The organism is Streptomyces sp. NPDC107559, assembly GCF_055657365.1.
This window is the reverse complement of record NZ_JBVKBD010000002.1, coordinates 667,058-686,554: the sequence shown is the minus strand read 5'-3', so window position 1 is coordinate 686,554 and position 19,497 is coordinate 667,058. Positions and strand designations below refer to the sequence as shown.

Sequence of the window (19,497 nt, the reverse complement as noted above, 5' to 3'; positions counted from 1 at the left end):
AAGCCCGGAGGAGAGTCCGTGGAGCACAGCACGCAGGGCTCCGCCGGGCCGCAGGCCGCCCCGCAGGCGCGGTTCGGGGAGATACGGGTCCCGGCCCAGCCGCGGGCCGCGGACCGGGACCGGATCCGTCAGGAGCCGCCGGACGGCGCGGCCCGGGGTGAGCACACGCACAGCGAGTCGCCGATCCCTCAGCCGTGCGCCGCCGTGCCCCGTCCGACGCCGTCCCATCCCGCCGTGCAGCGGTCCGCGGTGCCGTATCTGGGCGATGTGGACGCCACCGTCGCACGTCCCGTCGGCGCGCGCCCCGCTGCGCCGCGGCCGGCCGTGCCGCACCCGGCCGTCGCGCGGCCCGCCGTGCAGCGTTCCTCGGTGCGCGGTCAGATCGTCGACGCGCTGCGCACCGCGCTGGTGTCCGGCGAGCTGACGCCGGGCGAGGTGTACTCGGCACCCGCGCTGGGCGAGCGCTTCGGGGTCTCCGCGACCCCCGTACGGGAGGCCATGCAGCAGCTCGCGCTGGAGGGGGCCGTCGAGGTCGTCCCCAACCGGGGGTTCCGGGTGATCGAGCGCGACGCGCGTGAACTGGCCGAGCTCGCCGAGGTCAGGGGTCTCATCGAGGTCCCCGTGATGCTGCGACTGGCCCGCGCGGTGGCGCCCGAGCGCTGGGCGGAGCTGCGTCCGCTCGCCGAGGCGACGGTGCGCGCCGCGTCGACCGGCTGCGTGGCGACGTACGCCGAGACCGACCGCGCCTTCCACCGTGCGGTGCTGTCCCTCGCGGGCAACGCCCAGCTGGTCCGGATCGCCGAGGACCTGCACCGGCGCGCGCAGTGGCCGCTCGTCGGGGGCGTCGGCCGGCAGCGGCGCGCGGAGCTGGTGGCCGACGCGGCGGAACACACGAGCCTGCTGGAGGCGCTGATCGACCAGGACCTGGACGTGGTGCGTTCCCTGGTCCGGGAGCACTTCGCCGGCGCCGCCTGCTGACCCGACCGCCCGGAAGCCCCGCCGGTCGGGCGGGACCACCGGGCGACGCAGCTTTCGAAGCGCCCTACGCCGACGCCGCCGGGGGGAGGGGGGCCAGGTGGCGGGCCAGCCAGGTGGGTACGCCGCCCAGCAGGCGGTACAGACGGCGGGCCTCCTCGCGCAGCCGTGAGGCCTCCGGCTCGGACTCCGCGTCGGCCAGGGAGGCCAGCGCGGGCGCCGTGCCGACCAGGTAGCCCAGCTCCTCGCGGATCCGGAGGGACTCGGCGAAGCCGTGCCGGGCCTCCGCCAGCTCGCCGTCCCGCAGGGACAGGCCCGCCAGATGGCGCCAGGTGAAGGACAGCAGCAGCGCGTCGGAGTGGGCGACGGCGCCCGCGTGGGCCCGACGGTAGGCGGCGCGTGCCGACTGCGGGGAACGGGACAGGTTCTCGGCGAGCAGCCCGCGCCGGAAGTCCAGCAGGGCCCGCCCCGCCGACCCCGGAGGGATCAGCGCCGCCGCCCGCCCCAGCGCCGCCCGCGCCTCGTCCGCCCGGTCGCGCACCCCGTGCAGGGTGGCCGCGTAGGCGAGCTGGCCGCGTTCGCAGGCGGCCGCGCCGCGCTCCTCGTCGCCGGCCGCGAGCGCCTCGGCCGTGCGCAGCGCGTCCTCGGCGTCCTGCCAGCCCTGCTCGGTGTACAGGCACCGTTCGACCAGCAGCCCGGCCCGTTGCAGCGCGGCGGCCGCGCTGTCCGGTGGGAGCAGGGCCGCGGCGTCCGTCCAGCAGGCGCGTGAGCGCAACCGCCATACCGCGGTCTGGAGAGGATCGTCGCCGGCGGTCGTTCCGTTACCAGACATGGCGGTATGCGCCACGTTGCCCTCCCCGAGCACGCCATCGAGCTGTGAGTGGTGGCGGCATTCCAGCACCAATCCCGGCACCTGGCCAAGAGGTTGGTGAAGGTTTTCACAAAGTCGTGGGAGCTGGGGGACACTTGATCCCCTTCCGTCCCTCGGCCGGGTGACCTCAGCTCATGCGCAGCGCCAGGAAGAAGTCCAGCTTGTCCTCCAGCCGCGACAGGTCACGGCTCGTCAACTGCTCGATCCGCCCGACCCGGTAGCGCAGCGTGTTGACGTGCAGATGAAGCCGGGACGCGCACCGCGTCCAGGAGCCGTCGCAGTCGAGGAAGGCCTCCAGGGTGGGGATCAGCTCGGCGCGGTGGCGCCGGTCGTAGTCGCGCAGCGGGTCCAGGAGACGGGCGGTGAAGGCCCGGCGGACGTCGTCCGGCACGAACGGCAGCAGCAGTACGTGCGAGGCGAGTTCCTGGTGGCCCGCGGCGCACACCCGGCCCGGCCGGGCCGCCGCGACCCGCCGGGCGTGCCGTGCCTCCTCCAGCGCCCCGCGCAGCCCCTCCGCCGAGTGCACGGCCGCGCTGACGCCGAGCGTGAGCCGCCCGTCGTCGTTCAGCCCGGCCGACAGCGGATCCCGTACGGACTCCAGGAGCGTGTCCGCGACGATGCCCGTCTCCGCGCCGTCGCCGCCCGGCACGGCCGGCAGCGGTACGAGCGCGACCGCCTCGTCGCCGGTGTGGGCGACGGCGATGCGGTCGGAGGGCTCGGCGCCGGCGGCGAGCGGGTCGACCAGGATCTCCTCCAGCAGCGACCGGGCGGCCTGGCCGCCGTCGACGGTGCCGTCCTCCCACTCGACCCGGGCCACGACCACCTGCCAGTGCGGGGCCGCCCCCAGGCCCGGCAGCAGCACCGGGGCGGCGACCCGCAGCCGCGCCGCCATCTCGGCGGGCGCGGCGCCCGTCTGCACCAGTTCGAGGATCTCCTGGGCCAGCCGCCGCCGGACCGTGCGCGCCGCTTCCCGCCGGTCCCGCTCGACCGCGATCAGCTGGGTGACACCCTGGAGCAGATCCAGCCGCTCCTCGGGCCAGTCCCCGGCGTCCGCCTCCACCGCCAGCAGCCAGTCGGACAGCACGCTCTCGCGCACGTCCCGGGAGCCCTGCGCCGAGCGGCCGCCGCCGCGGACCGGGAACAGCGAGTAGGTGGCGGGGCCGATCAGCACCCGGTGCGGCGTGTGGCGGCCCACGCGGGCGGCGCTCAGATGTTCCGCCGCGAGCCGGGCGCACACCTCGGGCGACAGCTCCGGGCCCGCCGCCTTCGGCCCCGCGATCAGCCGGCCGGCGGGGGAGAGGACCCAGGCCCGCAGGTCCAGGTCCGAGCGGAGCAGGTCCAGGACCACGTCCGGGCCGCCGCCCGTCGGGCCCGAGGTCATCAGCCTGCGATGCCGGTCGACCACGGCCGCCAGGTCCCCGGCGCGCTCGCCGGACACCTGCCGCACCACGTGCTCGGTGATCGTCGCGAACGCCACCGACTCGTGCACCGCGAACAGCGGCATCCGGTGCCGGGCGCAGGCCACGACCAGGTCCTCGGGCACGTACCCGAACTCCGCGGTACCGGCCGCGACGCCCGCCACCCCGGCCCCCGCCAGGGTCCGTACGAACGGCTCGGAGTCCTCGGCGTCCCGGCGCCAGGCCAGTCCCGTCAGCACCAGCTCACCGCCGGCCAGATAGCGGCTGGGGTCCCTGAGGTCGGTGGTCATCACACCCTGCACGGTGCGGTCCAGCTCGTCCTCGCCGCCGAGCAGCCGCAGCCCCAGCGCGTCGGTGTCCAGCAGTGCGCGCAGCCGCATTCTCGTCGCCGCCGTTCCTTGTCTCGAAATCTACGATGAATCTGAAGGCGTTCGTGGTGAGAACCCGGCGAGAGGGTTCTCGGCGTGGGAGCCGGTCGTCCCGGGGATGGCGGGGCACCTCTCACGTTTCCACAGGAAAACCCGGAGGTTACCGATGACCTCCGTTCATACGAATCTACAAGATGCCCGTGCTGGCCAGCCAACTCCTTCATGGTTTCCGTGACTGACCCCACTGGAGTACCGGGCGGTGTACTGAGCCCACTTCGCGTAAACAGCACAGGAACGAGCCTGGCCCGCCGCACTCCGACCGGCTCGGATCCGGACGACTCGTGAGCCGAGTACTCGCGAGCCGAAGACTCACGAGACGAATACCCACGAGACGAAGAAGAGAGCCGGTCATGGACTTCCTTCGCCCCGCCAGCTGGGAGGAGGCGCTCGCCGCCAAGGCCGAGCACCCCGGCGCCGTGCCGATCGCGGGCGGTACCGACGTGATGGTCGAGATCAACTTCGACCATCGGCGACCCGAACACCTGATCGACCTCAATCGTGTCGGAGAACTCTACGAATGGGAGGTCGGCGAGCGGAGCGTGCGGCTGGGCGCCTCGGTCCCCTACACGAAGATCATGGAGAACCTGCGCGGCGAGCTGCCCGGCCTGGCCCTCGCCTCGCACACGGTCGCCTCCCCGCAGATCCGCAACCGGGGCGGGGTCGGCGGCAACCTCGGCACCGCCTCCCCGGCGGGCGACGCCCACCCCGCCCTGCTGGCCGCAGGCGCCGAGGTCGAGGTCGCGTCGGTGCGCGGTACGCGCATGATCCCGATCGACGCGTTCTACACCGGCGTGAAGCGCAACGCGCTCGCCGCCGACGAACTGATCCGCGCCGTCCATGTCGCCAAGGCCGACGGACCTCAGCAGTTCTCCAAGGTCGGCACCCGCAACGCCATGGTCATCGCGGTCTGCGCGTTCGGCCTGGCCCTGCACCCCGAGACCCGCACGGTGCGCACCGGCATCGGCTCCGCCGCTCCCACCCCGGTCCGGGCCAGGGTGGCGGAGGAGTTCCTGACCGCGGCGCTCGACGAGGGCGGCTTCTGGGACAACGGAAAGATCATCACTCCGTCGGTCGCCAGACAGTTCGCCGACCTCTGTGCCGCCGCCTGCAACCCGATCGACGACGTCCGGGGCACCGCGAGCTACCGCAGACACGCCGTCGGCGTGATGGCCCGCCGCACGCTGACCTGGACCTGGGAGTCCTACCGCGGCACCGCCGCCCGCACGGAGGGAGTCGCGTGATGCGCGTCAGTTTCACCGTCAACGGCTGCCCGCAGGAGGCCGACGACGTATGGGAGGGCGAGAGCCTGCTGTACGTCCTGCGCGAGCGCATGGGCCTGCCCGGCTCCAAGAACGCCTGCGAGCAGGGCGAGTGCGGCTCCTGCACGGTCCGGCTCGACGGTGTGCCGGTCTGCTCCTGTCTGGTGGCGGCGGGCCAGGCCGAGGGCCGTGACGTCGTGACGGTCGAGGGCCTGGCGGAGTACGCCAAACAGCGTGCGGAGCGCGGCGGGCGCCCTGCCTCCGCATCCGCCGATGCTGCCGCCGCCGTCACCGCCGCCGTCGCCGAAGGCCCCACCGCGGCGAACACGCTCGGCACGGCGGACAGTTCGGGATCCGCGGGGACGGCGGGGACCGCCGAGTCCTCGACGACTGCCGGGGCCGCGGGGACCCAGGGGACCGCTGGGACCTCGCTCGACGAGGCCAGGCGCTGGGCCGCCAGGGGCCAGCACGCGCACACCGGCGACGGCGTCGAACTCTCCCCCGTACAGCAGGCGTTCATCGACGCCGGTGCCGTCCAGTGCGGCTTCTGCACCCCGGGCCTGCTGGTCGCGGCCGACGAGATGCTGGAGCGCAACCCCGACCCCTCCGACGCGGACATCCGCGAGGCGCTCTCGGGCAACCTGTGCCGCTGCACGGGCTACGAGAAGATCATGGACGCGGTCCGCCTCGCGGCCGCCCGGCAGGCGGAGGAGGTCTGACCATGCCGACCAACGGCGTTCCCACCACGCTCACCCAGGGCTCCCGGACCAGGGGCGGCATCGGCGAGTCCACCCTGCGCCCCGACGGCATCCTCAAGGTCACCGGCGAGTTCGCGTACTCGTCCGACCTGTGGCACGAGGACATGCTCTGGGGCCAGATCCTGCGCTCCCCCCTCGCGCACGCCGAGATCGTCTCGATCGACACGAGCGAAGCCCTCGCCCAGCCCGGCGTCCACGCCGTCCTGACGTACGACGATCTGCCGGCCGACGTGAAGCACTACGGCCTGGAGATCCAGGACACCCCGGTCCTCGCCCACGGCAAGGTGCGCCACCACGGCGAACCCGTCGCGGTCGTCGCCGCCGACCACCCGGAGACCGCGCGCCGCGCCGCCGCGAAGATCAAGGTCGCGTACCGCGAACTCCCGGTCGTCACCGACGAGGCCTCCGCCACCGCGCCGGACGCGGTCCTGGTCCACGAGGGCCGCACCGATCACCACATCGCCCACGTCCCGCACCCGAACATCCTGCACCGCCAGCCGATCGTCCGCGGCGACGCCGACGCGGCCGCGGCACGGGCCGACGTGATCGTCCGGGGCGACTACACCTTCGGCATGCAGGACCAGGCCTTCCTCGGCCCGGAGTCCGGGCTCGCCGTGCCCGAGGAGGACGGCGGCGTCCACCTCTACATCGCCACCCAGTGGCTGCACTCCGACCGGCGCCAGATCGCCCCCGTGCTCGGCCTGCCCGAGGACAAGGTGCGCATGACGCTGGCCGGTGTCGGCGGCGCCTTCGGCGGCCGCGAGGACCTGTCGATGCAGATCCACGCCTGTCTGCTGGCGCTGCGCACCGGCAGACCGGTCAAGATGGTCTACAACCGGTTCGAGTCCTTCTTCGGCCATGTCCACCGCCACCCGGCCCGCCTGCACTACGAGCACGGGGCCACCAGGGACGGCAAGCTGACGCACGTGCGGTGCCGCATCGTCCTGGACGGCGGCGCCTACGCCTCCGCGTCCCCCGCGGTCGTCGGCAACGCCTCCTCCCTGGGCGTGGGCCCGTACGCCGTCGACGACGTCGACATCGAGGCCATCGCCCTCTACACCAACAACCCGCCCTGCGGGGCCATGCGCGGCTTCGGCGCGGTCCAGGCGTGCTTCGCCTACGAGGCGCAGATGGACAAGGTGGCCGCCCGGCTCGGCCTGGACCCGGTGGAGTTCCGGCAGCGCAACGCCATGGAGCAGGGCACGCTCCTGCCCACCGGGCAGCGGGTCGACTCCCCGGCGCCGGTCGCCGAACTCCTGCGCCGCGTCAAGGCGATGCCGCTGCCGCCGGAGCGCCAGTGGGAGAGCAGCGAGGGCGCGGACGTACGACAGCTGCCCGGCGGTCTGTCCAACACCACGCACGGCGAGGGCGTCGTACGCGGCATCGGCTACGCGGTCGGCATCAAGAACGTCGGCTTCTCCGAGGGCTTCGACGACTACTCGACGGCGAAGGTCCGGATGGAGGTCGTCGCCGGCGAACCCGTCGCCACCGTGCACACCGCGATGGCCGAGGTCGGCCAGGGCGGTGTCACCGTCCACGCGCAGATCGCCCGCACCGAACTGGGCGTCACCCGGGTGACCATCAACCCCGCCGACACCCGGGTGGGTTCGGCCGGTTCGACCTCCGCCTCCCGCCAGACCTACGTCACCGGCGGCGCCGTCAGGAACGCCTGCGAGCTGGTCCGCGAGAAGGTGCTGGAACTGGGCCGCCGCAAGTTCGGCACGTACCACCCCGCCTGGGCCACGGCCGAGCTGGTGCTGGAGGACGGCAAGGTCGTCACCGACGGCGGCGAGGTGCTGCGGGACCTGGCGGACGTCCTCGGCGACGAGAGCGTCGAGGTCGAGGCGGAGTGGCGGCACCGGCCGACCGAGCCCTTCGACCTGCGCACCGGCCAGGGCAACGGCCATGTCCAGTACAGCTTCGCCGCGCACCGCGCCGTCGTCGAGGTCGACACCGAGCTCGGCCTGGTCAAGGTGGTCGAGCTGGCCTGCGCCCAGGACGTCGGCAAGGCGCTCAACCCGCTGTCCGTCGTCGGCCAGATCCAGGGCGGCACCACCCAGGGCCTGGGCATGGCGGTCATGGAGGAGATCATCGTCGACCCGAGGACGGCGAAGGTCAGGAACCCCTCCTTCACGGACTATCTGATCCCCACCATTCTCGACACGCCGACCATCCCGGTCGACGTGCTCGAACTCGCCGACGAGCACGCCCCGTACGGGCTGCGCGGCGTGGGCGAGGCCCCGACCCTGTCGTCCACCCCGGCGGTCCTCGCGGCCATCCGGGACGCGACGGGTCTGGAGCTCGCCCGGACACCGGTACGCCCCGAGCACCTGACCGGGACGGCGCAGGAGCACCTGACCTGATCCGCCCAGGACCCGGACCGCCCGGCAGAGAAGGAGACCGAGACATGCTGGACATCGCCGAAGAGCTGTACCGGTGGGTCGAGCAGGGCCGTGACTTCGCCGTCGCCACCGTGGTGGCCGTCGGCGGCAGCGCGCCCCGTCGGCCGGGCGCCGCCCTCGCCGTGGACGCCGACGGCACGGCGATCGGCTCGGTCTCCGGCGGGTGCGTGGAGGGCGCGGTGTACGACCTGTGCCGACAGGCCCTCCAGGACGGCGAAGTGGCCCTGGAACGGTTCGGCTACAGCGACGAGGACGCCTTCGCCGTCGGCCTGACCTGCGGCGGAGTCCTGGACATCCTGGTCACCCCGGTACGGGCGGGCGATCCGGTCCGGCCGGTGACCGAGGCCGCGCTGGCCGCCGCGGCGCGCGGCGAGGCGGCGGCGGTGGCGCGGATCGTGCGCGGCCCGGCGGAACTCTCGGGGCGCGCCGTGCTGGTCCGGCCCGGGGGCGGGTACGAGGGCGGTTTCGGCGCCCATCCCGAGCTGGACCGTACGGTCGCGGCCGAGGCGCGGGCCCTGCTGGACGTCGGTCGCACCGGCACCGTGGAGATAGGAGAGCAGGGATCGCGCTGCGGAGCACCGCTCACGGTGCTGGTCGAGTCGTCGGTGCCGCCGCCCCGCATGATCGTCTTCGGCGCCGTCGACTTCGCCTCGGCACTGGTCAGGATCGGCAAGTTCCTGGGCTGTCATGTGACGGTGTGCGACGCCCGCCCGGTGTTCGCGACCCGCGCCCGCTTCCCGGAGGCCGACGAGGTCGTCGTCGAGTGGCCCCACCGGTACCTGGAGCGTACGGACGTCGACGCCCGTACCGTCCTGTGCGTACTGACCCACGACGCCAAGTTCGACGTACCCCTGCTCCGGCTGGCCCTGCGGCTTCCGGTGGCCTACGTCGGCGCGATGGGCTCCCGCCGCACCCATCTGGACCGCAACCGGCGGCTGCGGGAGGTCGGGGTGACGGAGCCGGAACTGGCGCGGCTCAGATCACCCATCGGCCTCGACCTCGGCGCCCGTACGCCCGAGGAGACCGCGCTGTCGATCGCGGCGGAGATCGTCGCCGCCCGGCGCGGCGGCAGCGGGGTCTCCCTGACCGGCGCGCACACACCGATCCATCACGACGTCGCCTCGACGACGCCGGTACCGACAGTGCCGACGGTTTCGCCGGTGACGCCGGTGTCGTCCACGCCACCGCCGGCGGTCCGGATCGGTTCGGTGGCCTGAACCGCTGGCCCGCGCACCGCCGTTGCCGCAGGCATCACGGCTTGCGCAGCAGGCGGTTGGCCGCCCGTCCGAAGACCGTGCGTGCCGCCGAGCGCAGCAGGGGGTCGCAGAAGGACGGCAGCAGCCGCACCCGCAGCTCCTCGCGCCAGATCACCCGCGTCCGCCCGCCGGGCCCCGGCCGCACCTCGATCTCGGCCCAGCCCAGGACGACCCGGCCCCGCTTCTCCAACCGGCACAGGCCGGCCTCGTCACCGTCCGGCGGCCGCCAGACGGTGACCTCCATCCGGTCGTCGAAGGAGAGCGGGCCGATCCCGGAACGCGCGACGATCAGGGTGCCCTCGCGGGTCGGCGGGGGTGTGACCACGGTGACCCGGGTCAACGGGACCACGTCGCCGTGCCGGGGCCACACCGTGAGCCGGCGCCATGCCTCGTCGAGGGCGAGCGGCACCGTGCGTACGAGCTGGAAGTCGACCACGGGACGATCGTAGGCAAGTGGCCGAGGACACCGGGGTGTTCGCCCTCGTGTCACCCGATTCGCCCAGCGCGCGCTCGCCGTTGAGGCGTAGCAGGGAACGACGTAGGAGGAAACAGGGTCAGGGCCGGTACACCTTCCCGGGCTCCGCCTCACCCGGTGCCAGCAGTTGGGGCACGGTGACGAACACGTACCCCCGCGCCTTCAGCGCGTCGATGATCCCCGGCACCGCGGGCACGGTTCCGGGGTAGATGTCGTGCAGCAGGATGATCCCGTCGCGGGACGACTGGGCGAGGACGCGCTTGCGTATCAGGTCGGAGTCGTTCGTCGTGTAGTCCTTCGCGGTCACGCTCCACAGGACCTCCGACATGCCGAGCTCGCGGCAGATCCTGTGCACGGTGTCGTCGGTGCGGCCCTGCGGCGGGCGCATCAGGGTCGGCCGGTGTCCGGTCAGGCGCTCTATCTCCTTGTTGGGCCGCTCCAGTTCCGCGCGTATCTCGTCCGGCTCGATCTCGGTGAGTATCCGGTGGTCCCAGGTGTGACTGGCGACTTCGTGCCCCTCGGCGGCCATACGTCTGACGAGCTCCGGGTACTTCTCGATGTGGCGCTTGCCCAACAGGAAGAAGGTCGCAGGGACCTGTTTCTCCTTCAGGATGTCCAGCAGCCGGGCGGAGTTCTCGCTCGGCCCGGCGTCGAAGGTGAGCGCGATGCACTTCGCCCTGCGGCAGTCGACGCTCCCGTAGCGCGCCTGGACGGTGGGATGGGCGCGGGCGGTGCTCGGCGCCGTGGTCTCCAGCCGGGTGCACCCGGTCAGGGTCAGTGTCAGGGCGGCGGCCGCCACCGAGACGGTGACGGCACGCAACCGGGCCCCCGTTTTCCTCGTCTTGTTCCTTGTCGTGCGGATCTGGATCTTCTTGGTCAGAGAAGGCATGGCGTGACTATACATAGGTGGTATACGCGGCGTGTATAGAGGGTCACCGGGTGTGCAACGCCGAGGCGCGTCCCGACGCGACGGTGGTCAGGAGCCGCTCAGGCTCCCGGGCCTCGCTCGGTGACCATCTGTCGCAGCCGACCGAGGACGTCACGGAAGCGGGTGCCGGTGCCGGTGCCGAGGGTGGTGCGGATGGCGGTGCCGGTGAAGGGGCCGGGTCCGGAGGGCTCACCCGGCGGGCAGGGTGACCGTGAACCTCGCCCCCGCGGTGTGCGCGGGGTCGTGGTGCACCTCGCCGCCGGCCGAGCGGGCCAGGCGCCGAGCCAGCGGCAGCCCGAGGCCCGCTCCGCCGTGTCCGTCGTACGGATCGGCCCGCCGGCCCGGCTGGAACAGCTGCCCGAGGAACGCCTCCGGCACGCCCGGCCCGTCGTCGGTGACCTCGATCCGTACGGCGGACACGGCGTGAACGGCGGCGGGTCCGGCAGGTCCGGCAGGTCGGGCAGGTCGGGCGGGTCGGGCGGGTCCGGTGTCGGGCAGAGGGTGCCCCGGCCAGGTGTGCCGTACGTGCCCGACGTGCACGGTGACGCCCGAGCGCGCGTACCGCAACGCGTTGGCGAGGAGCGGGCCGAGGATCCGCTCCAGGAGAGCGGGGGACACGCCGGCCTCCAGGCGGTCGTCCGCCGCGGTGACGACGATCATCGACCGCGCCGGGTCCTCCTGGTGCGCGGCCAGCCGGCGCAGCACGGGCAGTACCTCGGCCGTCCCGGGAGCGGTCGCCGCGTCGTGCCTGGCCTCCTCGCGGGCGTCGCCCAGCAGCGTGTCGCAGATGGTCCGCATCGACTCGGCGGCCTCGGTGACCGTGCGGTGCACGGCCAGCGTCTCGGCCTGCGTGCGCGGCCGGGAACGCCACCAGTCGAGCTCGGCGATGATCCGGCTCAGCGGGGTGCGCAGCTCGTGCGAGAGTTCCCCGGTCAGCCGCCGCTCGTGCCGCAGGACGGCCCGGATGCGGTCGAGGAGCGAGTCCAGCGAGGCGCCCAGGCGGGCGAGTTCGGCGGGCTGTGCCACGGCGCCGAAGCGTCTCTCGGACTCCACCGCGCTCCACTGTATGGCCCGGTCGCTCATGGCCCGCACGGGCCGCAGCGCGCGCCCGACGGCCAGCCGGGTCAGGGCGTAGGTGCAGGCGAGCATCACCGCGTCGAGGGCGAGCGAGCCGAGCAGCAGCAGATCCGCCGAGCTCCGGTACGGCGACAGGTCCAGGGCCGTGACCACGGTCGCCGCGAGCCTGCCGTGCGTCACGGGCCGGGCGCACAGCCGGACGGGCCGGTCGCCCTCGACGGTCGTGCACTTCCCGCCGGCCCGGGCCGCGAGCAGCCCGGCCGCACGGCCGATCTCGGGGGCCGGGGAGGGGGGGCTGTTCGACCGTCGTGGGTCCGGCGTAGATCCACACGTTGCTGTCGAGGAGTCCGTCGTCGGACGCCTCCAGGACACGCACGGTACGGCCGCCGGTGTCGACGGTGGTGGCGACGGCGGCCGCGCGGGCGCGCAGCTCGTCGTCCGCCTGGGCCCGGAGGTGGTGCCGCACGACCGTGTTGAACACCACGGTCAGGATCGTCATCAGCAGGGCCGCGGTGGTGAGCGCGACCAGGGAGAGGCGGCCGCGCAGGGTGCGCGGTGCCAGGCGGTGGGGGAGCGGGCCTCTCACGACAGGCGGTGACCGATGCCGCGGGCGGTGGTGACGGTGAGCCGGCTGCCCGCGTCGCGCAGCTTGCGGCGCAGCCGGGTCAGGTACTGGTCGAGCGTGTTGTCGCTGACCTGCGCACCTTCCGGCCACCCCGCCCGGACCAGCTCACGCCGGCGCACGATGTCCCCGGCCGCGGACATGAGCGCGGCCAGCAGCCGGAACTCGGTCGGGGTCAGCTCGACGCGGTTGCCGTGCACCGTGACCGTGTGCCGTACGGCGTCCAGGACCAGGTCTCCGGCCACGGCGCTCGGCGCGGGTCCGGCGCGGCGGACGGCGGCCCGCAGCCGGGCGGCGAGCTCGGCGAGGTGGAACGGCTTCGGCAGATAGTCGTCGCCGCCCGCGGAGAACCCCGACAGCCGGTCGGTGAGCCCGTGGTGCGCGGTCAGGAACAGCACGGGGGCGGCGAAACCGTTGGCCCGCATCGCCTGGCACACGTCCCGCCCGTCCGCGTCGGGCAGCCCGACGTCCAGTACGGCCGCGGCCAGCCCGCCGGCGTCGGCCAGCCGCAGGGCGGTGGCGCCGTCGGCGGCGGGCACGGGACGGAACTCCTCCTCCCGCAGTCCGCGCACCAGCACGTCACGCAGGGCGTGATCGTCCTCGACGACCAGGACGCGGGGATTCATGGTCCTCCTGCAGGGTGTGGCGGCCGGGGTGTCCGGGGGCGGCCGAGGGCGGGCGGGGGAGGAAGCGGGCGGGCAGCCACCGCGATATCGCGCACAGGCACAGCCCGAGCCAGCCCAGGCCGAGGAGCCAGCCGCCGACGACGTCGGTGAACCAGTGGACGCCGAGGTAGACGCGGGTCAGGCCGACCAGCGCGCCCCAGCAGCCGACGGCGACGCGCAGCGCGGTGCCGCCGCGCGGGGCGGACATGGTCAGCGCGAGTATCAGCAGTCCGGCCGTCAGTGTCGCCGTGGTGGTGTGGCCGGAGGGGAAGGACCAGCCCGAGGCGTGTGTCACCCAGTCCTGGCGCGGCGGTCGCGGCCGGTGCACCAGGACCATCACGGTGTACCGCAGCAGCTGGCCGGTGGCGAGACAGCCGACGGCGAGCACGACGCCGGTCAGCCGCTGCCGCGGGGTGCGGCCGGCCAGCACCCCGGCCAGCGCGGCGAGCAGGTAGGCGATCACGCCGGTCCCGGTGGCGGTCAGCGCGCGGGCGACGGCCACCGCCACGTCCGGGCGGTGGGCCAGCGACCAGGCGTGCAGCGTGTCGTCCAGGAACAGTGGGGCGCCGTCGGCGCCGACCACTGCCAGGGTCAGCAGGCCGAACGCGGTCCAGGCGCCGAGGGCCACGCTGCCCGACAGCTCGGTGACGTCCGCGCGCCTCACGACACGGTCCCCGGCCTGCGGAGCGGGGCCGGGCCCCTCACCACTCCGTCGCCTTCGCGCCGGTCCGCCCGTCCGTCGGACCGTCCGCCGAGCCGTCGGTGCGCGCAGCCCCCGTACCGTCCGTCCGCCCGTCCCTCGTACCGTCCGTCCGCCCGTCCCTCGTACCGTCCGTCCGCCCGTCCCTCGTACCGTCCGTCCGCCCGTCCCTCGTACCGTCCGTCCGCGCGGCCGTCGTACCGCCGTCCGACCCGATGGGCGTCGTACCGCCGACGGCCCCCGCCCCCGCCCCCGAGTCCGAGCCCGCCCCCGAGCCGTAGCCCGTGCGCGCGGCCCGTCGGCCGCGGTACAGCTCCGCGGCGAGCGGGAGCAGGGACACCGCGACGATCAGCGCGACCAGGGGGAGCAGATAGTGGTCGACGTTCGGGACCGAGGAGCCGAGCGCGTACCCCGCGAGGGTCAGGCCCAGCGTCCAGACCAGCCCGCCGGCCACCTGCCACACGGTGAAGACCCGCCCCGGCACGTTCAGCGCGCCGGCGACCGGGTTGAGCACGGTCCGCACCACCGGCACGAATCTGGCCAGGAGGATCGCCTTCGCGTACCCGTACCGCTCCAGCAGCTCCTCCGCGCGCTCGGCGCCCTCGCGCAGCCGCGCCGAGCGGGTGCGGGCCAGCAGGGTCCCGCCCGCCTTCCGGCCGAGCAGATAGCCGACCTGCGAACCGGCCAGCGCGCCCACCGCCGCGACCACCAGCAGCGGTCCCAGCGACAGCTTCACCCCGCGGTCCGCGCTGCCGGAGCACAGCAGACCCGCGGTGAACAGCAGGGAGTCGCCGGGCAGGAAGAAGCCGATCAGCAGCCCCGTCTCGGCGAACAGCACCACGCCCACGCCGAGCACCCCGAAGGCGGCCAGCAGCGACCGGGCGTCGAGCACGTTGACAGCGAGCTGCGACGATAGGTGGAGTGAGGTGGTCATCGACGTGAGGCCTTCCGGTGGGTGACAGCGGGGACGACTGCTTGTACGACCGCGTGAACAACTGCTCGATTGACTACAATGATGTAGACGGTCTACGACACTGTAGACGAATGTGGGGGGAGGATCGTTCCCATGACCGAGGCCAAGGACGAACGTCGGCCGGCGGGTGAGCTGGAGGCCGCCGTCATGGCCGTGCTGTGGGCCGCGGACCTGCCGCTCACGGCGGTGCAGGTACAACTCGACCTCGACTCCGGCCTGGCCCGTACGACCGTGACGACGATCCTGACCAGACTGCACGAGAAGGGCGTCGTGCAGCGGGAGCGGCAGGGCCGCGGCTTCGCCTACCACCCGGCCCAGGACCCCCAGGGTCTGACCGCCCGCCGGATGCACACCGAGCTCGACCGCGACAGCGACCGTGAGACGGTCCTCGCCCGCTTCGTCGCCCAGCTGGGCCCGGACGACGAGCGCGTGCTGCGCCAGCTCCTGGAGGCGGACGAGGCATGATCGTCAGCCTGCTGATCGCGCCCCTGCTGCTGCCCTTCGCGGCGCCGCCGCTGGCCCGGCGTGCCCTGGAGGGGGCACGTCCCGTCGTCGCGCTGTGGACCCTCACCGTCTGCGCCCTGGTGCTCGCGGGCGCCTGCGTGGCCTCGCTGGGCGCCCTGGTCCTGACCGGAGTGCTCCGGGTGCCCGCCTTCGCCGCGCTCGGCGAACTGGTCCACCCGCTGAACGCCCCCTCCGACCTCGTCGTCGTCCCCGCCGCCGCGCTGGCCACCGGCGCGCTGACCCTCGGCGCCGTCACGCTCGTGCGCACCGCACTGCGCCAGTCCAGGGCGTTCCGCGTCGCCCGCCGACAGGCCGGCCGGCGCCCCGCCGCGGGCGACCTCTGCGTGGTCGACTCCCCCCACCCGGACGCCTACGCCCTGCCCGGCCGCCCGCACCGCATCGTCGTCACCACCGCGATGCTGCGCAGCCTTGGCCCCAGGGAGCGCGACGCCCTCTTCGCCCACGAGCGCGCGCACAACGCCGGCGGACACCACTACTTCCTCGCCGCCGCCGAACTCGCCGCGCACTGCCATCCCGCGCTGCGCCCGGCCCGTGAGGCGATCCGCCTGGCCGCCGAGCGCGCCGCCGACGAGGCCGCGGCGAGCGCGGTCGGCGACCGGCGCCTGACCGCCCACGCCATCGCGCGCGCCGCCCTGGCGGGCCACGCCGCCCCCTCGCCCCGCCCGGACTTCGCGGCCGCGGCGGCGACCGGTCCCGTCCCGCAGCGGGTCGCCGCCCTCCTCACCCCGCCCGGCCGCCCCTCCCGCGTGCCGCACCGCGTCGCCCTCCTGCTGGTCGCCTGCGCGCTCCTGTCCGGCACCGCGGCGTCGGCCGGCGTCCTGGACTTCCACCACGAGATCGAGATCGCCCAGGGCGAAGCGACCCGCTGACCCCTGTCCTCTCCACCCGTTCGACGACCGGGTTTCCGGGAGAAGAGGCGCGCAGGACGTTTGACGCCGCCGCCCGGGGTCACGCGCCTTATGGGACCCGACCGGACCCGACGGACGAACCCGGGGGAAGAAGGAGCGTCATGACCGAGATCCACACCACGACCGACTCCGGGGCACCGGCGGAGAGCGACGAACACTCACTGACCGTCGGCCCCGGCGGACCGATCCTGCTGCAGGACGCCTATCTGATCGAGCAGATGGCCCAGTTCAACCGGGAGCGCATCCCCGAGCGCCAGCCGCACGCGAAGGGAAGCGGTGCGTTCGGCCACTTCGAAGTGACCCACGACGTGAGCCGCTACACCAAGGCGGCCGTGTTCCAGCCGGGCACGCGCACCGACCTGGTGATCCGGTTCTCGACCGTGGCGGGGGAACGGGGCAGCCCGGACACCTGGCGCGACCCGCGCGGCTTCGCGGTGAAGTTCTACACCGGCGAAGGCAATTACGACATGGTCGGCAACAACACGCCGGTCTTCTTCGTCAAGGACCCGATGAAGTTCCAGCACTTCATCCGGTCCCAGAAGCGCCGCGCGGACAACAACCTGCGCGACCACGACATGCAGTGGGACTTCTGGACGCTCTCGCCGGAGTCCGCCCACCAGGTCACCTGGCTGATGGGGGACCGCGGCGTCCCGCGGACCTGGCGGCACATGAACGGCTACTCGTCGCACACGTACATGTGGATCAACGCCGACGGCGAGCGGTTCTGGGTGAAGTACCACTTCAAGACCGATCAGGGCATCGAGTTCTTCACCCAGCACGAGGCCGATCAGATGGCAGCCGTCGACACGGACTACCACACGCGTGACCTCTTCGAGCACATCCGTGACGGGGACTTCCCCAGCTGGACCCTGCAGATGCAGGTCATGCCGTACGAGGACGCGGCGGGCTACCGGTTCAACCCCTTCGACCTCACCAAGGTGTGGCCGCACGGCGACTACCCGCTCATCCCGGTCGGCCGGATGACGCTCGACCGCAACCCGACCGACCACCACGCGGAGATCGAGCAGGCGGCCTTCCAGCCGAACAACCTCGTCCCCGGCATCGGGCCCAGCCCGGACCGGATGCTGCTGGCCCGGCTGTTCTCGTACGCGGACGCGCACCGCCACCGGATCGGCGGCAACTACCAGCAGCTTCCCGTCAACGCGCCCGTCGTCGACGTCCACACCTACTCCAAGGACGGCGCGATGGCCTACCGGAGGACGACCGACCCCGTCTACGCCCCGAACTCCAAGGGCGGCCCGGCCGCCGACACGGCCCGCTACGGAAGCCCGCCCAGCTGGGCGGCGGACGGCGAGATCACCCGTGCCGCCTACGTCTCCCACCCGCAGGACGACGACTGGGGGCAGCCCGGCACCCTGGTGCGCGAGGTGATGGACGACGCGGCCCGCGACCGGCTGGTCGACAACGTCGTCGGGCACCTGCTCGACGGGGTGAGCGAGCCGGTCCTGGAACGCGCCTTCACCTACTGGTCGAACATCGACGAGACCATCGGCAAGCGCATCGCCGACGGCGTGCGGGCGAAGGCCTAGCACCGCACGGAGATCAGCGGACCCGAGAGGAGAATCCCATGCAGACCCCCGACAGGCGCGACACACGCCAGACCGACGAGCAGACCCGGGAACGGTCCGCCGAGCAGCGCAGCGTCACCGCACCGACACCGCGCGACGTACGGGAGAAGGCCGAGCGCAAGGCCGAGCACGACACCCCGGCCGAGGACACCTCCTGACGCCCGCCGCGGATCGCGACCCGTCGGGCCGATCGTCACCGTGACGGAGCAGTCGGCACGGACGCGGCCCCGCCGGCCGGCTGCTCAGAGCCAGTGCTTCCGTTTGAAGACGAAGTACAGGCTGGTGCACACGACCGCCATCAGGATGATCGCGAAGGGATATCCGAACACCCAGTGCAGCTCCGGCATGTGGCTGAAGTTCATGCCGTAGATCGTGCCGACCAGGGTCGGCGCGAACAGGATGGCCGCCCACGAGGAGATCTTCTTGATCTCCTCGTTCTGTTCGAACCCCGCCTCCGCCAACGCCCGCATCTCCGCGTTCTGTTGCTGGGTGACCAGGGTGGCGTTCACCGTGAGGATGTCCTGGAGGGCCTGGCGGAAGCTGTCGACGCGTTCGCTGGTGTGCGTGACGTGGTCGGCCACGTCGCGGAGGTAGCGCTGGAGTTCCTCGTCCGTGCCGTACTTGGCGAACCCGGCCATCAGACCGTGCAGCATGCCCACGAGCGGGCGGGTGGCGCGCTGGAACTCGACCATCTCGCGGGAGAGTTCGTAGATCCGGCGGGAGACCTCGGGGTCGCCGCGGAAGACCTCCGTCTCGATCTCGTCGATGTCGTTCTGGACCCCGGCGACGACCGGGGCGTAGCCGTCGACCACCGCGTCGAGGATGGCGTACAGCACCGCCTCCGGTCCAAGTTTCAGCAGGTCGGGGGTGTCCTCCATGCGGCGGCGGACCGCGGAGAGGTTGGGGGCGGCGCCATGGCGGACGGTGATGACGAAGTCGGGGCCGACGAAGACGTGCAGTTCGCCGAAGTCGACCTCCTCGGGGGCGTCGAGGTAGCGGGCGGCGCGCAGGACGACGAACAGCGTGTCGCCGTAACGCTCCAGCTTCGGCCGCTGGTGGGCCTCGAGGGCGTCCTCGACGGAGAGCGGATGGAGGTCGAACTCCGAGGCCAGGGAGAGCAGTTCGCCCTCGGTCGGGCGGGCCAGACCGATCCACGCCATGCCGGACGGCTGCTCGCGCAACTCCCGGAAGGTCTCCGCCAGCGAGCCGGGGGAGGAGACCCGGACGCCGTCGCGGTACAGGGCCGCCTCGACGATGCTGCCCGCCTCCGCGGGGGTCGGCCCGGGGCCCGGGGGGCGGGCCGACGGCGCGGGCGCCGGCGGCTGCGGCGGGCGTGGCGGCAGGGGGCGGCGCCAGACGGGCTTCCTGGCTCCGGCGGCTGCGTGGCGTCGCTCGGGCATCATGGCTGCCTCTCGGTCGAGCCTTCGGCTGCGTGATCCACGGGCGCGGTGTGCGCTGCGGGCACGGTTCGCGTCGTGTTCCCGGTTCCTTTCTGTCCTCTTCGTCTTCCCCGCTGTCCTTGTGAGATCACGTAGCAGGATATACGGGGCAAACGGCATGGGCGTGGCGTGGGCGCTTTCGAGTGCCTTCGAGGGCCTTGGAGGGCCTTCGAGTGCCGTCGAGTGCGCCCGCGGCCCGGCGCCGGCCGGTGGGCGCGGCCGGATTGCG

17 protein-coding genes and 1 pseudogene are annotated in these 19,497 nt (G+C 73.2%); 9 read left to right on the top strand and 9 right to left on the bottom strand.

All coding sequences use genetic code 11. The features are described 5' to 3' along the window. Window positions 1-18: 18 nt before the first annotated feature. Window positions 19-978, top strand: coding sequence for a GntR family transcriptional regulator (locus ACZ7OY_RS09530; protein WP_471910858.1), 960 nt, complete (start codon window positions 19-21; stop codon window positions 976-978). Window positions 979-1,042: 64 nt separating this feature from the next. Here the strand turns inward: ACZ7OY_RS09530 and ACZ7OY_RS09525 are convergent, their stop codons facing one another. After that, window positions 1,043-1,822 (bottom strand): hypothetical protein, encoded by a 780-nt coding sequence (locus tag ACZ7OY_RS09525; protein WP_471910857.1) that lies wholly within the window; start codon window positions 1,820-1,822, stop codon window positions 1,043-1,045. A gap of 151 nt (window positions 1,823-1,973) precedes the next feature. Next, on the bottom strand, window positions 1,974-3,644 hold the full coding sequence (locus tag ACZ7OY_RS09520; protein ID WP_471910856.1) for a PucR family transcriptional regulator: 1,671 nt from the start codon (window positions 3,642-3,644) through the stop codon (window positions 1,974-1,976). A gap of 398 nt (window positions 3,645-4,042) precedes the next feature. Between ACZ7OY_RS09520 and ACZ7OY_RS09515 the strand changes: the two genes are divergently transcribed. From ACZ7OY_RS09515 to ACZ7OY_RS09500, 4 genes are read left to right on the top strand one after another with little or no spacing between them, the layout of a single operon-like run. Beyond that, window positions 4,043-4,933, top strand: coding sequence for an FAD binding domain-containing protein (locus ACZ7OY_RS09515; RefSeq protein WP_471910855.1), 891 nt, complete (start codon window positions 4,043-4,045; stop codon window positions 4,931-4,933). Next, a complete protein-coding gene (locus tag ACZ7OY_RS09510; RefSeq protein ID WP_471910854.1) occupies window positions 4,933-5,670 on the top strand; it encodes a (2Fe-2S)-binding protein in 738 nt (245 codons plus the stop codon). The genes ACZ7OY_RS09515 and ACZ7OY_RS09510 overlap by 1 nt, the downstream gene beginning before the upstream one ends. A 2-nt stretch (window positions 5,671-5,672) precedes the next feature. Further along, complete coding sequence (locus ACZ7OY_RS09505; protein ID WP_471910853.1) at window positions 5,673-8,072, top strand: xanthine dehydrogenase family protein molybdopterin-binding subunit; 2,400 nt, start codon at window positions 5,673-5,675, stop codon at window positions 8,070-8,072. Window positions 8,073-8,116: 44 nt separating this feature from the next. Next, window positions 8,117-9,328, top strand: a complete 1,212-nt coding sequence (locus ACZ7OY_RS09500) for an XdhC family protein (protein ID WP_471910852.1) — start codon at window positions 8,117-8,119, stop codon at window positions 9,326-9,328. 34 nt (window positions 9,329-9,362) lie between these two features. Here the strand turns inward: ACZ7OY_RS09500 and ACZ7OY_RS09495 are convergent, their stop codons facing one another. From ACZ7OY_RS09495 to ACZ7OY_RS09470, 6 genes and pseudogenes are all read right to left on the bottom strand, one after another. Then, on the bottom strand, window positions 9,363-9,803 hold the full coding sequence (locus ACZ7OY_RS09495) for an SRPBCC family protein (RefSeq protein WP_471910851.1): 441 nt from the start codon (window positions 9,801-9,803) through the stop codon (window positions 9,363-9,365). Between the two features lie 118 nt (window positions 9,804-9,921). After that, the gene (locus ACZ7OY_RS09490; protein WP_471910850.1) at window positions 9,922-10,731 is read right to left on the bottom strand and encodes a polysaccharide deacetylase family protein; all 810 of its coding nucleotides are present in this window, start codon (window positions 10,729-10,731) and stop codon (window positions 9,922-9,924) included. Between the two features lie 228 nt (window positions 10,732-10,959). Continuing rightward, window positions 10,960-12,027, bottom strand: a complete 1,068-nt coding sequence (locus ACZ7OY_RS09485) for a sensor histidine kinase (protein ID WP_471910849.1) — start codon at window positions 12,025-12,027, stop codon at window positions 10,960-10,962. Window positions 12,028-12,429: 402 nt separating this feature from the next. Next, window positions 12,430-13,095, bottom strand: coding sequence for a response regulator transcription factor (locus ACZ7OY_RS09480; RefSeq protein ID WP_471910848.1), 666 nt, complete (start codon window positions 13,093-13,095; stop codon window positions 12,430-12,432). Continuing rightward, window positions 13,049-13,798 (bottom strand): phosphatase PAP2 family protein, encoded by a 750-nt coding sequence (locus ACZ7OY_RS09475; protein WP_471910847.1) that lies wholly within the window; start codon window positions 13,796-13,798, stop codon window positions 13,049-13,051. Before ACZ7OY_RS09475 ends, ACZ7OY_RS09480 begins: the two co-directional genes overlap by 47 nt. Before the next feature lie 322 nt (window positions 13,799-14,120). Further along, window positions 14,121-14,768 (bottom strand): annotated as a pseudogene (locus ACZ7OY_RS09470) (DedA family protein); the annotation flags it as partial. A gap of 132 nt (window positions 14,769-14,900) precedes the next feature. On the opposite strand from ACZ7OY_RS09470, the gene ACZ7OY_RS09465 reads away from it, so the two are divergent. The 4 genes from ACZ7OY_RS09465 to ACZ7OY_RS09450 all read left to right on the top strand — a co-directional run bounded on the left by ACZ7OY_RS09465 (window position 14,901) and on the right by ACZ7OY_RS09450 (window position 17,987). Then, window positions 14,901-15,272 (top strand): BlaI/MecI/CopY family transcriptional regulator, encoded by a 372-nt coding sequence (locus ACZ7OY_RS09465; protein ID WP_471910846.1) that lies wholly within the window; start codon window positions 14,901-14,903, stop codon window positions 15,270-15,272. Continuing rightward, on the top strand, window positions 15,269-16,201 hold the full coding sequence (locus ACZ7OY_RS09460) for a M48 family metalloprotease (protein ID WP_471910845.1): 933 nt from the start codon (window positions 15,269-15,271) through the stop codon (window positions 16,199-16,201). Before ACZ7OY_RS09465 ends, ACZ7OY_RS09460 begins: the two co-directional genes overlap by 4 nt. Before the next feature lie 140 nt (window positions 16,202-16,341). After that, window positions 16,342-17,790 (top strand): catalase, encoded by a 1,449-nt coding sequence (locus tag ACZ7OY_RS09455; RefSeq protein ID WP_471910844.1) that lies wholly within the window; start codon window positions 16,342-16,344, stop codon window positions 17,788-17,790. A gap of 38 nt (window positions 17,791-17,828) precedes the next feature. Then, a complete protein-coding gene (locus tag ACZ7OY_RS09450) occupies window positions 17,829-17,987 on the top strand; it encodes a hypothetical protein (protein ID WP_471910843.1) in 159 nt (52 codons plus the stop codon). 84 nt (window positions 17,988-18,071) lie between these two features. On the opposite strand, the gene ACZ7OY_RS09445 is transcribed toward ACZ7OY_RS09450, so the two are convergent. Further along, entirely contained in the window at window positions 18,072-19,229 is a 1,158-nt protein-coding gene (locus ACZ7OY_RS09445; protein ID WP_471911204.1) for a magnesium and cobalt transport protein CorA, read from the bottom strand. Between the last annotated feature and the right edge of the window lie 268 nt (window positions 19,230-19,497).

What these genes read in the sequence shown, in the direction of transcription:
- ACZ7OY_RS09500 (WP_471910852.1), top strand. Translation starts at nt 8,117, where the DNA reads ATGCTGGACATCGCCGAAGAGCTGTACCGGTGGGTCGAGCAGGGCCGT.
- ACZ7OY_RS09510 (WP_471910854.1), top strand. Translation starts at nt 4,933, where the DNA reads ATGCGCGTCAGTTTCACCGTCAACGGCTGCCCGCAGGAGGCCGACGAC.
- ACZ7OY_RS09450 (WP_471910843.1), top strand. Translation starts at nt 17,829, where the DNA reads ATGCAGACCCCCGACAGGCGCGACACACGCCAGACCGACGAGCAGACC.
- ACZ7OY_RS09480 (WP_471910848.1), bottom strand. Translation starts at nt 13,095, where the DNA reads ATGAATCCCCGCGTCCTGGTCGTCGAGGACGATCACGCCCTGCGTGAC.
- ACZ7OY_RS09520 (WP_471910856.1), bottom strand. Translation starts at nt 3,644, where the DNA reads ATGCGGCTGCGCGCACTGCTGGACACCGACGCGCTGGGGCTGCGGCTG.
- ACZ7OY_RS09445 (WP_471911204.1), bottom strand. Translation starts at nt 19,229, where the DNA reads ATGCCCGAGCGACGCCACGCAGCCGCCGGAGCCAGGAAGCCCGTCTGG.
- ACZ7OY_RS09460 (WP_471910845.1), top strand. Translation starts at nt 15,269, where the DNA reads ATGATCGTCAGCCTGCTGATCGCGCCCCTGCTGCTGCCCTTCGCGGCG.
- ACZ7OY_RS09490 (WP_471910850.1), bottom strand. Translation starts at nt 10,731, where the DNA reads ATGCCTTCTCTGACCAAGAAGATCCAGATCCGCACGACAAGGAACAAG.
- ACZ7OY_RS09465 (WP_471910846.1), top strand. Translation starts at nt 14,901, where the DNA reads ATGACCGAGGCCAAGGACGAACGTCGGCCGGCGGGTGAGCTGGAGGCC.
- ACZ7OY_RS09515 (WP_471910855.1), top strand. Translation starts at nt 4,043, where the DNA reads ATGGACTTCCTTCGCCCCGCCAGCTGGGAGGAGGCGCTCGCCGCCAAG.
- ACZ7OY_RS09455 (WP_471910844.1), top strand. Translation starts at nt 16,342, where the DNA reads ATGACCGAGATCCACACCACGACCGACTCCGGGGCACCGGCGGAGAGC.
- ACZ7OY_RS09505 (WP_471910853.1), top strand. Translation starts at nt 5,673, where the DNA reads ATGCCGACCAACGGCGTTCCCACCACGCTCACCCAGGGCTCCCGGACC.